The sequence below is a fragment of the Bradyrhizobium sp. CCBAU 45321 genome, assembly GCF_028128975.1.
Taxonomy (GTDB): domain Bacteria; phylum Pseudomonadota; class Alphaproteobacteria; order Rhizobiales; family Xanthobacteraceae; genus Bradyrhizobium; species Bradyrhizobium yuanmingense.
In genome coordinates this window covers 110,865-123,814 of record NZ_LFKZ01000016.1, presented here as the reverse complement: position 1 = coordinate 123,814, position 12,950 = coordinate 110,865, and the positions used below count along the sequence as shown (strand labels likewise).

The 12,950-nt window shown below is 64.9% G+C and carries 13 protein-coding genes; 9 read left to right on the top strand and 4 right to left on the bottom strand.

What is annotated here, in order from left to right:
* Positions 1-145: 145 nt before the first annotated feature.
* From ggt to ACM43_RS04745, 5 genes are all read left to right on the top strand, one after another.
* The gene (ggt, locus tag ACM43_RS04765; protein WP_271538436.1) at positions 146-1,732 is read left to right on the top strand and encodes a gamma-glutamyltransferase; all 1,587 of its coding nucleotides are present in this window, start codon (positions 146-148) and stop codon (positions 1,730-1,732) included.
* Positions 1,733-1,899: 167 nt separating this feature from the next.
* Complete coding sequence (locus tag ACM43_RS04760; protein ID WP_271538434.1) at positions 1,900-2,514, top strand: (2Fe-2S)-binding protein; 615 nt, start codon at positions 1,900-1,902, stop codon at positions 2,512-2,514.
* Positions 2,515-2,518: 4 nt separating this feature from the next.
* A complete protein-coding gene (locus ACM43_RS04755) occupies positions 2,519-3,535 on the top strand; it encodes an FAD binding domain-containing protein (protein WP_271538432.1) in 1,017 nt (338 codons plus the stop codon).
* A gap of 2 nt (positions 3,536-3,537) precedes the next feature.
* The gene (locus tag ACM43_RS04750; RefSeq protein WP_271538430.1) at positions 3,538-5,829 is read left to right on the top strand and encodes a xanthine dehydrogenase family protein molybdopterin-binding subunit; all 2,292 of its coding nucleotides are present in this window, start codon (positions 3,538-3,540) and stop codon (positions 5,827-5,829) included.
* 62 nt (positions 5,830-5,891) lie between these two features.
* Positions 5,892-6,356, top strand: coding sequence for an FKBP-type peptidyl-prolyl cis-trans isomerase (locus tag ACM43_RS04745; RefSeq protein ID WP_271538428.1), 465 nt, complete (start codon positions 5,892-5,894; stop codon positions 6,354-6,356).
* A gap of 207 nt (positions 6,357-6,563) precedes the next feature.
* On the opposite strand, the gene ACM43_RS04740 is transcribed toward ACM43_RS04745, so the two are convergent.
* Positions 6,564-6,782: a CsbD family protein gene (locus tag ACM43_RS04740; protein ID WP_036013900.1), complete on the bottom strand. Its 219-nt coding sequence runs from the start codon at positions 6,780-6,782 to the stop codon at positions 6,564-6,566.
* Positions 6,783-6,910: 128 nt separating this feature from the next.
* On the opposite strand from ACM43_RS04740, the gene ACM43_RS04735 reads away from it, so the two are divergent.
* The 3 genes from ACM43_RS04735 to ACM43_RS04725 all read left to right on the top strand — a co-directional run bounded on the left by ACM43_RS04735 (position 6,911) and on the right by ACM43_RS04725 (position 8,510).
* On the top strand, positions 6,911-7,429 hold the full coding sequence (locus tag ACM43_RS04735; RefSeq protein WP_128262978.1) for a cupin domain-containing protein: 519 nt from the start codon (positions 6,911-6,913) through the stop codon (positions 7,427-7,429).
* A gap of 129 nt (positions 7,430-7,558) precedes the next feature.
* A complete protein-coding gene (locus ACM43_RS04730; RefSeq protein ID WP_128262979.1) occupies positions 7,559-7,987 on the top strand; it encodes a VOC family protein in 429 nt (142 codons plus the stop codon).
* Between the two features lie 34 nt (positions 7,988-8,021).
* Entirely contained in the window at positions 8,022-8,510 is a 489-nt protein-coding gene (locus ACM43_RS04725; protein ID WP_271538425.1) for a VOC family protein, read from the top strand.
* Between the two features lie 160 nt (positions 8,511-8,670).
* On the opposite strand, the gene ACM43_RS04720 is transcribed toward ACM43_RS04725, so the two are convergent.
* On the bottom strand, positions 8,671-9,828 hold the full coding sequence (locus tag ACM43_RS04720; protein ID WP_271538423.1) for a hypothetical protein: 1,158 nt from the start codon (positions 9,826-9,828) through the stop codon (positions 8,671-8,673).
* Positions 9,829-9,830: 2 nt separating this feature from the next.
* Entirely contained in the window at positions 9,831-10,532 is a 702-nt protein-coding gene (locus tag ACM43_RS04715; protein WP_271538421.1) for a FecR family protein, read from the bottom strand.
* A gap of 191 nt (positions 10,533-10,723) precedes the next feature.
* Here ACM43_RS04715 and ACM43_RS04710 point away from each other — a divergent pair, with 191 nt between their 5' ends.
* Positions 10,724-12,013 (top strand): phospholipid carrier-dependent glycosyltransferase, encoded by a 1,290-nt coding sequence (locus ACM43_RS04710; RefSeq protein ID WP_271538839.1) that lies wholly within the window; start codon positions 10,724-10,726, stop codon positions 12,011-12,013.
* A gap of 55 nt (positions 12,014-12,068) precedes the next feature.
* Here the strand turns inward: ACM43_RS04710 and ACM43_RS04705 are convergent, their stop codons facing one another.
* Entirely contained in the window at positions 12,069-12,710 is a 642-nt protein-coding gene (locus ACM43_RS04705; protein WP_128262984.1) for an OmpA family protein, read from the bottom strand.
* Between the last annotated feature and the right edge of the window lie 240 nt (positions 12,711-12,950).

Sequence of the window (12,950 nt, the reverse complement as noted above, 5' to 3'; positions counted from 1 at the left end):
CCTGCAAAAGGTTCATACGCTCAGCGGATAGCAGCCATTTTCCTGGTATGCCAGCATTGCCCCGCGGGGCGGGAATGTGCCATGTAGACGCGGTTTTCGAGATGGCGCGCCAACCGCGCCGACGGCCAAGAGAGCAAGACATTCGATGAGAAACTTCCATTTCCCCGGCAGGTCCACGGTCCACGCCACCAATGCGATGGTGGCGACCTCGCATCCGCAGGCCTCGCTCGCTGCGATCGAGGTGCTGCGCGAGGGCGGCACCGCGGTGGACGCGGCGGTTGCCGGCTCGGCCCTGCTCGGCGTGATCGAGCCGCAATCGACCGGCATCGGCGGTGATTGCTTTGCGCTGATCCAGCCGCGGGGCGAGGGCAAGATCGTCGCCTATAACGGCTCCGGCCGTGCGCCGAAGGCGGCGAATGCCGACTGGTACCTCGAACGCAAGATCAATTCCGTGCCGCTGACCTCGGCGCATGCGGTCTCGATCCCTGGCGTGATCGATGCCTTCGCGACCGTCTTGCGCGATCACGGCAAGTTCGGTTTCGACCGGCTGCTCCAGCCCGCGATCAAGGCGGCCGAGGAGGGCTACGTCATCGCGCCCCGCATCGCCTTCGACTGGAAGAATCAGTTCGAGAAGCTGAAGAACGGTACCAACACCGTGCGCTATTTGTTGCCGGGCGGCCAGCCGCCGGTCGCCGGCGACGTCATTCGCCAAGCCGAGCTCGGCAAGACGCTGCGCGCGATCGCTAGGGACGGCCGCGACGCCTTCTACAAGGGCGAGATCGCGGACGACATGGTCGAGACCCTCAGGGGCATCGGCGGCCTGCACACGCTCGACGATTTCGCCGCGCACACGACCGAAGTGACCACGCCGATCGGCACCATGTACAAGGGCTATGACGTCTGGCAGTGCCCGCCGAACGGCCCGGGCGTCACCGCGCTGTTGATGCTCAACATCCTGTCGCGGTTCGATCTGACCAAGTACGCGCCCGTGAGCGTCGAGCGCTTTCATCTCGAGGCGGAAGCGGCCCGCATCGCCTACATGAACCGCGAGATGCATGTCGCCTCGCCTGCGCACATGAAGATCAACGTCGCCGAGATGCTCGAGAAGGGCTTTGCCGACGAGTACATCAGCAAGATCCGCCTGGACGGCATGCTCGACCTGCCGAACGTCGCGCCGCCCATGAATCCCTCGACCATCTACATCACGGTCGTGGACAAGGACCGAAACGTCTGCTCGTTCATCAATTCGGTTGCGCATTCCTTCGGCTCGGCGATTGTCTCGAACAAGACCGGTGTCCTGTTCCAGAACCGCGCCGGCGGCTTCCGCATCCAGCCGGGCCATCCCAATTGCATCGAAGGCGGCAAGCGCCCGCTGCACACGATCATGCCGGGCCTGCTCACCAAGGGCGGCCGTTCCACGATGTCGTTCGCGGTCATGGGCGGCCAGTACCAGCCGACGGGCCAGACTCATCTCCTGACCAACATCCTCGACTACGGCTGCGACGTGCAGGAAGCGATCGACATGCCGCGCGGTCTGCACTACGAGGGCCAGTATCAGCTCGAGGACAGCGTGCCGGCGGCCGTCGTCGAGGGCCTGAAGAAGCTCGGGCACAAGACCACCAGCGTGGTCGGCCCGCTCGGCGGTGCCCAGGCGATCTGGATCGATTGGGACAAGGGCACGCTCACCGGCGGCTCCGATCCGCGCAAGGACGGCTGCGCGCTGGGTTATTGATCGCCGGCGCAGTTCCCCACGGCGAGATCAGGAAAAGTTGACGAAGGGCGGCGCGGCATTTGCAGCGCCGCCCTTCTTCATCCGGAACTGCGCCCATTGCTCCAGGTTAAGGGGCGATGAGCGGTGCAGGCGTGCGCTGCTTTGCAGATCAGCGGCGGAGGCCTGCCATGCCCGACAAACCAGGTTCCAGATCATCCGGATTCGACCGGCGCGCCTTCATGACCGGCGCGGCGGGCAGCGCGCTGATCCCGATCACGGCGCGCGCGGCGTCGGAGGACGCGCGGGCGTCAGCGGCGCAGGATCCGTCGCTTCCGGTCGAGGTCACGCTGAACGTCAACGGCAAGGACAAGCTCCTGAGCATCGATGCGCGCACCACGGTGCTCGATGCCTTACGCGAACATCTCAAGCTCACCGGCAGCAAGAAGGGCTGCGACCACGGCCAGTGCGGCGCCTGCACGGTGCTGATCGACGGTCGCCGCGTGGTGTCTTGCCTGACGCTGGCACTCGCCGCCGAGGGGCAGGAGATCACGACCATCGAGGGCCTCGCCACCGACGACCGCCTGCATCCGATGCAGCAGGCCTTCATCGACAACGATGCGTTCCAGTGCGGCTATTGCACGCCCGGCCAGATCATGTCGGCGATCGCCTGCGTGAAGGAAGGCCATGCCGGCAACGAGGCCGAGATCCGCGAATATATGAGCGGCAACATCTGCCGCTGCGCAGCCTATCCCAACATTGTCGCCGCCGTGAAGCAGGCCGCGCCCGAGATCATGAAAGGCTAGGCGCATGCGACCGTTTTCGTATCAGAGAGCATCAGACCCGGATATGGCCGTGCAGGCGCTCGGCGCCGCCGCGGCCGCCAACGATCCGCTGACGAAGGCGGCGGCGCAGCCGCTTGCCGGCGGCACCACCCTAATCGATCTGATGAAGCTCGACGTGATGAGGCCCACCGCGATCGTCGATATCAGTCCGCTGGCCCATGCCTGGTCGGCGATCGCGCCAGGCGGCGACGGCTTGCGCCTCGGCGCGCTCGCCAAGATGTCCGACGTCGCCGCGCACGCGGAGATCCAGCGCAACTATCCCGTGATCGCGGATTCGCTGAAGCTCGCCGCCAGCGCCCAGCTGCGCAACATGGCAACGCTCGGCGGCAACGTGATGCAGCGGACGCGCTGCAACTACTTCCGCGATGTCTCCTATGAGAACTGCAACAAGCGCAACCCAGGCTCCGGCTGTGCCGCGATGGACGGCGTTAATCGCATTCATGCGGTGCTCGGGACCTCCGATCAGTGCATCGCGACGTATCCTGGCGATTTCGCGCAGGCGCTGATCGCGCTCGATGCCATGGTCGAGATCACCGGCAAGGCCGGTACGCGCAGCATGCCGTTCGCGCAGCTTCACAAGGCACCAGGCAGCACGCCCGACATCGAGACTGCGCTTCAGCCCGGCGAGCTGATCTCGTCGTTCTCGATTTCCGGCCGCTGGCCACGCTCGGTGTATTTGAAGGCCCGCGACCGGCAATCCTACGAATTCGCGCTGTCGTCAGCCGCGATCGCGCTCGACGTTCAGGACGGGGCGATCCGGGACGCCCGCGTCGCGCTTGGCGGCGTCGCCACCGTGCCGTGGCGGGCGCGTGAGGCCGAGGCGCTGTTGAAGGGACAGAGGTTCGACGAAGCTCTGGCACAGCGCGTGGCCGATGCCGCCTTCGCGGACGCCCGCGGGCGCCGGCACAACAGCTTCAAGATTGCGCTCGGCAAGCGGGTCGTGGCACGCGCGCTCCAGCAGGCCGTAACGATGGAGATCTGACCATGACCGCTGCAGCTCCCGGGCCGAAGACAAATATGGGGCAGCCCGTGCCGCGCTATGATGCGGCCGCAAAGGTGACGGGGCGGGCGACCTATGCCTCGGACATGCCGCTGGACAATCCAGCCTACGCGTTCCTGGTCACCAGCGCCATCGCCAAGGGCCGCATCGACCGCTTCGACCTCGACGATGCCAAGCGCGTCCGCGGCGTGATCGACATCGTCACGCACGAGAACGCCCCGAAGCTGAAGGAGTCGAAACTGTTCAGCAATGGCGGCTATGCCGGCACCACGATCCAGCCGTTGAAATCGGCCGAGATCGCCCATGACGGCCAGATCATCGCCGTGGTGGTGGCGGAGAGTTACGAGGCCGCGCGCGAAGCGGCCAACCGCGTCAAGGTCAGCTATAGCGCTGCTACGCCCAGCGCGACTTTCGATTCGCCGGGGACGACGACAGCCGCCGCGAAAGGACAAAACTCGCAGTTCAAGGAAGACCCGAAGGTCGGGGATTTCGCCAAGGCGTTCGACGCGGCCGAGGTCAAGCTGACCGCCTCCTACGCCACGCCGACGCAGCATCACAATCCGCTGGAGCTGTTCACGACCAGCTGCACCTGGATGGGCGACAATCTCGTCATCTACGAGGGCAGCCAGTATGTCCATGGCCTGAAGAACGGCGTGGCCGAGCAGCTCGGCATCGACGCCGACAAGGTGCGCGTGGTCAATCCCTATGTCGGCGGCGGATTCGGCTCGCGAGGTTCGATGACGCCGCGCACCGCCATCATCGCCGCCATGGCCAGGCGCCTGAACCGTCCGATCAAGCTGGTCCCGACCCGCGACCAGGGCTTCACCATTACCACTCATCGCGCCGAGACCCGTCACGAGATCAAGCTGGGTGCAAGCCGCGACGGCAGGCTGGTCGCCTTGAGGCATGAGGGGGCCGAGGTCTCCTCGCGCCCCGACGCCTATTGCGTCGGCGGCACCAAGACCACGACGCGGCTCTATGCCTGCCCGAACGTGGACAGCCTAGTCTCGATTGTGCGTGCCGATCGCAACACGCCCGGCTTCATGCGCTCGCCCCCCGAGGTGCCGTATCTGTTCGCGCTGGAGAGCGCGCTGGACGAGCTCGCGGTGAAACTGAACATGGATCCGGTCGAGCTTCGCCGTATCAACGACGCCACCAGGGATCCCATCGATGGCAAGCCCTACACGTCGCGATCGCTCATGGCGTGCTTCGACGAAGCCGCCAAGGCGTTTGGCTGGTCGCAGCGCTCGCCGCAGCCGAAATCGATGTCGGATGGCGACTGGTTGATCGGCTACGGCTGCGCCGCCACGTGCTATCCGACGCTGGCGGGACCGTCCGCCGCACGCGTGCGCCTGCAGCGCGACGGCCGCACGCGCGTCGAGATCGCCGGCCATGAGATCGGGACCGGTGCCTACACCGTCATAGCCCAGACTGCTGCCGAGCGGCTCGGCGTGCCATTGGAGAAGGTTGCGGTCTTCATGGGCGACAGCGACCTGCCGCCCGCGCCGGTTGCCGGCGGCTCCAATTCCACTGCCAGCACCTGCTCGGCCGTGATGATGGTGTGCGATCAGATCCGACAGCGCCTGTTCAAGGCGCTGATGCCCAGCGACAGCCTTGCCGACAAGGCCAAGGAGACCGTCGGCATCAGCCCGGCTCCCTCGACCCAGGCGGCCAAGGGCGATCGCTCGCTCGACATCGAGAAGGCGTTCGATGCGCTCGGCGTCGGCGTGGTCGAAGAATATGGCGAGTGGAAGCCGGAGGGCGCGCCGCTGGATTCCTTCAGGGCCATGCACAGCGGGCAGGTCCGGCTGGTCGGCGGCCATCAAATGAAGGACCAGATCGCCTATGCCTTCGGCGCCGAGTTCGTCGAGGTCCGCGTCAATCGCTTCACGCACGAGATCCGCTGCCCCCGCCTTGTCGGCGCGTTCGCGGCGGGCAGGATCATGAATCCGCGCACCGCGCGCAGCCAGCTCATGGGCGGCCTGATCTGGGGCATGTCCTCGGCGCTGCTCGAGGCCACCGAGATCGACGAGCGCAATGCGCGCTACGTCAACGACAATCTTGCCGATTACCTCGTGCCCGTGAATGCCGATGTGCCCGGCGTCGAGGTGATTATGCTGTCCGAGCAGGACGATCACATCAACCCGTTGGGCGCAAAGGGCCTCGGCGAGCTTGGCAATGTCGGCACCAATGCTGCGATCTGCAATGCGATCTATCACGCCACCGGCCAGCGCATCCGCAGGCTGCCGGTTCGGCTCGAAGATATCGAGCTCTAAAGGGGGTGGAAACGGCGACCGCCTTGGGTTAGACACCTCCCGCCTCAAACGGAAGGTGTTTTATGCAGCGTTTCCAGCGCGCGCTCCTCGCCCTGATGTCGGCACTCGCGATCACCGTGATCGCCAGCGTGTCGCATTTCGTTTCTACCACGGCCTCGGCCCAGACCGCAGGAAAGACCATGACCACAGCTTCAGGCTTGCAGATCATCGACTCCACCGTCGGCAACGGTGCCTCGCCGCAGCCCGGCCAGATCTGCGTGATGCACTACACCGGCTGGCTCTATGAGAATGGCCAGAAGGGCAAGAAATTCGACAGTTCCGTCGACCGCAAGGAGCCGTTCGAATTCCCGATCGGCAAGGGCCGTGTCATCGCCGGCTGGGACGAAGGCGTCGCCTCGATGAAGGTCGGCGGCAAGCGCACGCTGATCATCCCGCCGCAGCTCGGCTACGGCGCCCGCGGTGCTGGCGGCGTGATCCCGCCGAACGCGACGCTGATGTTCGACGTGGAATTGCTCGCGGTGAAGTGACTGACGTCTCTACATCGTCATGCCCGGGCTCGTCCCGCCTGCGCGGCCGAAGCGGCTTCGGCGAGGCGAAGGCCTGGGCATCCACGATCTTCGTGCCGTGCGGTCTAGACGTGGATGGCCGGGTCAAGCCCGGCCATGACGGATGAAATCGATACAAGCAAAAAGACCGGCCTTGCGGCCGGTCTTTCAGTTTCAATCCAACGCGCGTCACTCCGCGGCGCGGCGAGCCGCAGCGGCGGCGCGATCCATCGCATCCTTCGCGGCGTCCTTGGCATCGCCCATTGCCTGCTGGCCCTTGCCCTTCACTTCCTGCACCACGCCTTCGCCTTTCATCCGATCGGATCCGGTGGCTTCACCGACGCCCTGCTTGGCCTTGCCGATCGCCTCGTTGGCGGTGCCCTTGATCTTGTCGGTCGTGCTGCCCATGAAAATCTCCTTTCAGTTTGCTTGGAATGACAACGCTGGGCGGCTATGAGGGTTCCGATTTTGGTATGGCTTGCGGCTGCGGCTTTGGGTTAGTTTGCCGCGCACGGAACCAACAGAAAGCAAGTCCCATGACCGGCCATGACCATTCGCATTCCCACCATGACCATGGTCATCATCATGATGACCGCTGGAAACATGACGGCGTGCGCGTCATTCCCGGCAATCAGCTCGATACCAATGTGCCGTCGACAGCGGGCATGGACCGTGCGGCCGCGATCAATTTCGCCCGCGTCGGCGCCCAGAAATTGTGGGCGGGCACCGTCAGCATCAAGCCGGATGCCAAGACCGGCGCACATCACCACGGCCATCTCGAAAGCGTCATCTATGTCGTGAAGGGCAAGGCGCGCATGCGCTGGGGCGAGAGCCTGCAATTCACCGCGGAAGCCGGCCCTGGCGACTTCATTTTTGTCCCGCCCTACGTGCCGCACCAGGAGATCAACGCCAGCCCCGACGAGGTGCTGGAATGCGTGCTGGTGCGCAGCGACGGCGAGGCGGTGGCCATCAACCTCGACATTGAGCCGGTCGAGAAGCCCGAGACCGTGCTGTGGATCGACCCGGTGCACCGGGATCCCAACGAGAAGAAGTAAGTCTCTTCAGGGGCGCGGAGAGCGGCGCGACAGGGCCCCCGCAGTCGGGGTCCAAAAATTTGTCGGAAGTCATGTCGGATGGCGGCCTGGCCATCCGTCCTTGGCCAGTACCCCGCCAAGGAGCTTCCGATGCCCAAGATGATCTTCGTCAACCTGCCGGTGACCGACCTCAAGCGCGCGACTGCCTTCTATGAGGCGGTCGGCGCGGTCAAGAACCCGCAATTCAGCGACGAGACCGCGAGCTGCATGGTCTTTTCCGAGACCATCTTCGCCATGCTGCTGACTCACGACAAATTTCGCCAGTTCACGCCGAAGCCGATCGCGGACGCCAGGATCTCCAACCAAGCGTTGTTCTGCCTGTCCGCGGACAGCCGCAGCGAGGTCGATGACATCGTTGGCAGGGCGGAGGCTGCAGGAGGCGTTGCCGATCCCAGCCCGAAGGACGAATACGGCTTCATGTACGGCCGCAGCTTCGAGGATCCGGACGGCCATATGTGGGGCGTGAACTGGATGGACCTTTCCGCCGCCCCTCTGCAGCCCGACCTGGCGAACGCCTGAGCCGAAACAGCAGACCTCAAGAGGAGCATTCACCATGTCCAAGCTCGTGCCCTGCATGTGGTTCAACGGCGATGCCGAGGACGCTGCAAAATTCTACGTCTCGCTGGTCCCGAATTCGGCGATCACACACGTTCAGCGCAACGTTTCGGACGGCCCCTCCGGCAAGGAAGGCTCCGTGCTCGTCGTCGAGTTCACCGTGGCCGGACAGCCGCTGGTCGCGCTCAATGGCGGGATGAAGATGGAATACACCCACGCGATCTCGCTGATGATTCATTGCGACGATCAGGCCGAGGTCGACCGCGTCTGGAACGCGTTCCTCGCCCATGGCGGCAAGGCGGAGCAGTGCGGCTGGCTGAGAGATCGCTGGGGCGTGGCCTGGCAGATCGTGCCGAAGGTGATGTTCGAGTTCCTGTCGAGCCCGGACAAGGCCGCAGCCGCACGCGCGATGGCGGCGATGATGAAGATGGTCAAGCTGGACGTTGAGGTGTTGCGGCGGGCGTTCGAGGGCAAGTCGGCCGCGTGAGGGCGGGTCGCTCTCGCCACATACTCACTGTCATCGCCCGGCTTGACCGGGCGATCCAGTACTCCGAGACGGCAGTGATTAAACCGATGGGCCGCGGCGTACTGGATGCCCCGGTCAAGCCGGGGCATGACAGCGGAATGTGAGGCGGGATTCTCGCCGGCTAATAATTGATCCGCAGCCCCACGCCGCCGTGGATGGTGTTGCCGACCGGCTGCGGGCCCAGTGTGCCGTTGGCGAAGAGGTCCACGATCCAGCCCTTCTGCACGCGGAAGCCGAGGCGGCCGCCATATTCGAACCAGCCCTGGTTGCCCATGGTCGGCACCACCGTGCCCTGGCCGGTCACTGTGGCGACGATGCCGCTGTGGCTGGCGAAGGACTGCACCCAGCCGCCATTGATGTTGGTCTCGATGTTGCTGCCGAACAGATGCGTCCACTGGCCGCCGATCTTGACGAGGCTGGTGCGGTCGGTGCCATCAGCGATGCTGGCGTCGAACGGGTTGAACGCCACCGCGCTGTCGCGATAGCCGGAGACGCGTTGCCAGAGCTGCCAGACCTCGATCGAGGCCGCGACCTCGTCGCGCGGCGAGAGGCGGCTCATCCAGCCGGCGCGGCCGTAAACGGCGTAGTTGGACGCGTTGGTCGAGCTCGTCACGCTCACCGGCCCGAGGCTGGTGTCGTAGCTGCGCGTGTAGCGCGCCTTCTCCCATGGCGTCAGGATCGCGCCGACGTCGAAGAACGGGCGCGACGAGCCCCAATCGGTGAAGTCGTAGCGCAGCGCGAAAGCGCCGATCGGTGCGCTCGTGATCTCGTAGCCGCCCCCTTCGTAGTGTGTGTAGGCGATGCCGGCGAGCAGCGACAGATTGTTGGTCAGCGCCTTGCGGCCGTGGATGCCGGCCGAGAACGAGCCGGCCGAGCCGAACGCGCTGACGCAGTCGCCGCAATTGATCTGCTCGTTGACGCCGAGCAGCACCGTGCCGAGCACCCGGTTGGTGATCATCTGGTTGAAGCGCTGATTGGCGAGGCCGCCGATCGAATTGCCACTGGAATCCGCGCCGGTCGGTCCCGACGGCGACGGAGCCGGGCTTGGCGATGGCGACGGAGCCGGGCTCGGTGAAGGCGACGGAGAGGGGCTCGGCGTGGGCGACGGATTCGGCGACGGGGAATAGGTCGGGGACGGCGTGGGATTCGGTTCGCACTCGGACCCGCACTCCGAGGCCTGTGCAGCCGCCGGGCGGGCATCGAACGTGACGAGCGCAAACGCCGCAGATGCGGCCAGCGCAACGGCAAGGATGAGGCGCCGGACGGTGAATTTGGCCATCGTCAGCGCCCGCACAGCATGGCGTCGTCAGCGACGGCAGGCGTGATGGTCGGCGAGGCGCCGGCGTACTGGTTGACTGCACACAACCCGGCGCTCGCGGCGCAATTGGCGGCGAAGGTCCAGGGCGGCGTGTTGCTCTTGGTGATGCTCACCTTGCCGCCAGTCGAGGTGATGATGGCGGTGTCGCCGGGCTGGGTGAGTTGCACGCACTGGGCGCTCTTCGTGCACACGCTGGCCGCGCCGTCCTGAAGCACGACGACGGAGCGCCCTCGCTGCGAGAGAATATCGAGCGTGGTGCCGCGCACGCCGATGGTGGCGAGCGGCGTCGTGATCTTGTAGGCGGCCTTGTCGGAGCGTCCGGTGACGAAGCGGAAGGCGCCGGTGGTCATGCGAATCGCGACGTCACGATAGCTGTGCTCGTCGTTGAAGACGGTGCGGTCGAGCTTCAGCGTGGCGCTCGGCCCGAGTGATAGATTGGTGCTGTCGGCCATCACGAAACGCGCCGCGCTGTCGGCGCCGGTCCGCACGGTCTCGTCGCGCAGCATGCTGTCGCCGACATTGATCGGCGTGGTGGTCGCGGCGACCCGCACCACTTCGTTCTGGATGACGACAGCCTGGCCGACGCGCGTCTGTGCTTCGGCGCCGGATGCCGCACAGATTGCGGCCGTGAGCAGTGTGGAGAAAAGGCAAAAACGCAAATTCATTTCGCAACCGATCGATGTGTCCCTGATCGTACCGGAACGCGCGCGCTTCTGATGTGGCGGAATTATCACAAGCGGCGCGGGACGTGCGTCATGCTTAGTGACAGTTGCGGCAGAATGCGTTCAATGACGGGAAGCAGTTTATTTTTCTCCGCGGTGAAGCCAATTTGCCACGCAAGACAGCCCCACAAAAGATGCGCGAATTGCCTGCGGTTCCTGAGGTGTCGCGGAGTGCAGTGATTGCTGTCGCGATCTTCCTGATCGCGCATCTGGCGCTGTTGATCGGCGTCGTCACGCCGGAAAAATTCGTGTTCGATGAGGTGCATTACGTGCCGGCGGCGCGCCAGATGCTGACGCCCGCGATGTCGGAGCCGATGCTCAATCCGATGCATCCGCCGCTGGCCAAGGAATTGATCGCGGCATCGATCGCAATGTTCGGCGACAACGCGCTTGGCTGGCGTTATCCCGCGACCTTGTTCGGCGCGCTCGCGATCGTCGCGATCTATCTGTGCGGACTCGCGTTGTTCGGCGCGCAGTCGCCGGCGATCGCCGCCGCGCTGATCGCAGCCTTCAACCAGATGCTGTACGTGCAGGCGCGCATCGCAATGCTCGACATCTTTGCGCTCGGCTTCGGCCTGCTCGCCACCGCCGCCTTCATGCATGGGTTTCGCAGAGAGCGGCCGCAAGCGCTGTTCGCGGTGGCGGGCAGCCTGTTCGGCCTTGCGGCTGCCTGTAAATGGAGCGGCCTGTTCCCGCTCGGAGTCTGCATCGTCATTGTTGCGGTGATCCGCCTGATGCAGGGCTGGCACACGCTGTTCGCCGATGCGAAGCCGGACGACTGGTATCGGCCGGAGCTTTGGCCCGGCCTGAAGCTGCATCAGGTCGCGCTCTGCTTCGCCGTCCTGCCGGCATTGGCTTATCTTGCCGCCTTCGTTCCGCTCTACGGATTGTCGCTGCCGGACTTGATCGAGGCGCAGCGGCGGATCTTTGCCGACAACACCACGACGGCCATCGCCGGCCACACCTATATGAGCGCATGGCCGTCCTGGCCGCTGCTCGCGCGCCCGGTCTGGTTCCTGTTCGACAAGACCGCGGAGGACCACATCGCCGCGATTGTCTTCCTCGGCAATCCGCTCGTGCTGTGGCCGGCTCTGCCCGCACTCGCCATAGTGCTGCGCGATTTCATCGTGGCGCGGCGCTGGGATGCATTCCTGATCGCCGCATTCTATTTCGGTCCCTGGCTCGCCTGGGCATTGCTGCCGCGCACGCTGGGCTTCATCTATTACTATCTGCCGGCCGCGACCGCGGCGTCCCTGGCACTGGTCTATGTGCTGCGCCGCGAGGGGCTGCCGCGCTGGCTGTTGTGGGCCTATGTCGGCGTCGCGGCAGCCGGCTTTGCGGTGATGCTGCCGATTTCCGCGGCCTTCGTCGGCACCTCGATGGGGAACTTCAACCGGCTGATGCTTTTCCAAAGCTGGATATGATTTCGCCGCCCGCCGGGCTGCGGCAGGCGGCGTGTTTTACTCCAGGAGCCGAGAATCACTTCGCCGCGGTCTTAGTGTCCATGTTCACGACCTGGACCCGGCGGTTGATGGCGTCAGCGCCGTTGGCAGCATCCTTCAGCTTGGTCTCGCCGTAGCCGACGGTGACGAGATCGTTGCCGTTGAGGCCGTAATTCTGCATCAGGTACTTCTTGATGGTATCGGCGCGCCGTTCGGAGAGCCCTTGATTGTACCCTTCACCGCCGGTCGCGTCGGTGTGGCCGGCGACCACGAAGGTCGAGCCCTTCAGCGCCGGATCGGACAGCGCCTTGCCGAGCGCCTGCACCGAGGCCATCGAGGTCTTGGCGATGTCGGCCGAGTTGTAGTCGAACTGGATCTCCAGATCGATCTTCGGCTTGGTGGCAGCGAGCTCGGCGATCTGCTCGCGCTCGCCCGTCGAGAGCGACCGGGTCGAGCGGTTGCGCACGGTGTTCAGGAAGGTCGCTTCCTTGGCCTGCACAGTCGTGTCGGTCTGGGGGCCAACGGACAGGCCGCGGGTCGCCGGCTTCGGCTTCAGCGCATCGACGATCTGGCCGGCGGAGATGTTGTTGTCGCCAGCCAGTGCAAGGCCGGCCGTCATCGACAGGACGGCTGTCAGGGTGATCGCCGTCAGTCCAAAAGACTTATTGAAATGCGTCATGGTGGTATCCTCGCTGTTACGCCTGATGGCGATTTGATGCTGCGAGCGTAGAGCAGGTTCAACGGCTCTGATGTGATCTTGGTCACATTCGAAACGGCGAGCCGAGGTCACTGTGGTCCGGGTCGATCATTCACAGTTGCTTTCGAGCCGGCCGTTCTGGGTTCCGGGAAACCCGAACGTCGCAAAGGCGTCGCCTCCCCGCCCGCCCGCGAACAAGAATTCGTCCAGATGTCCGCCTAA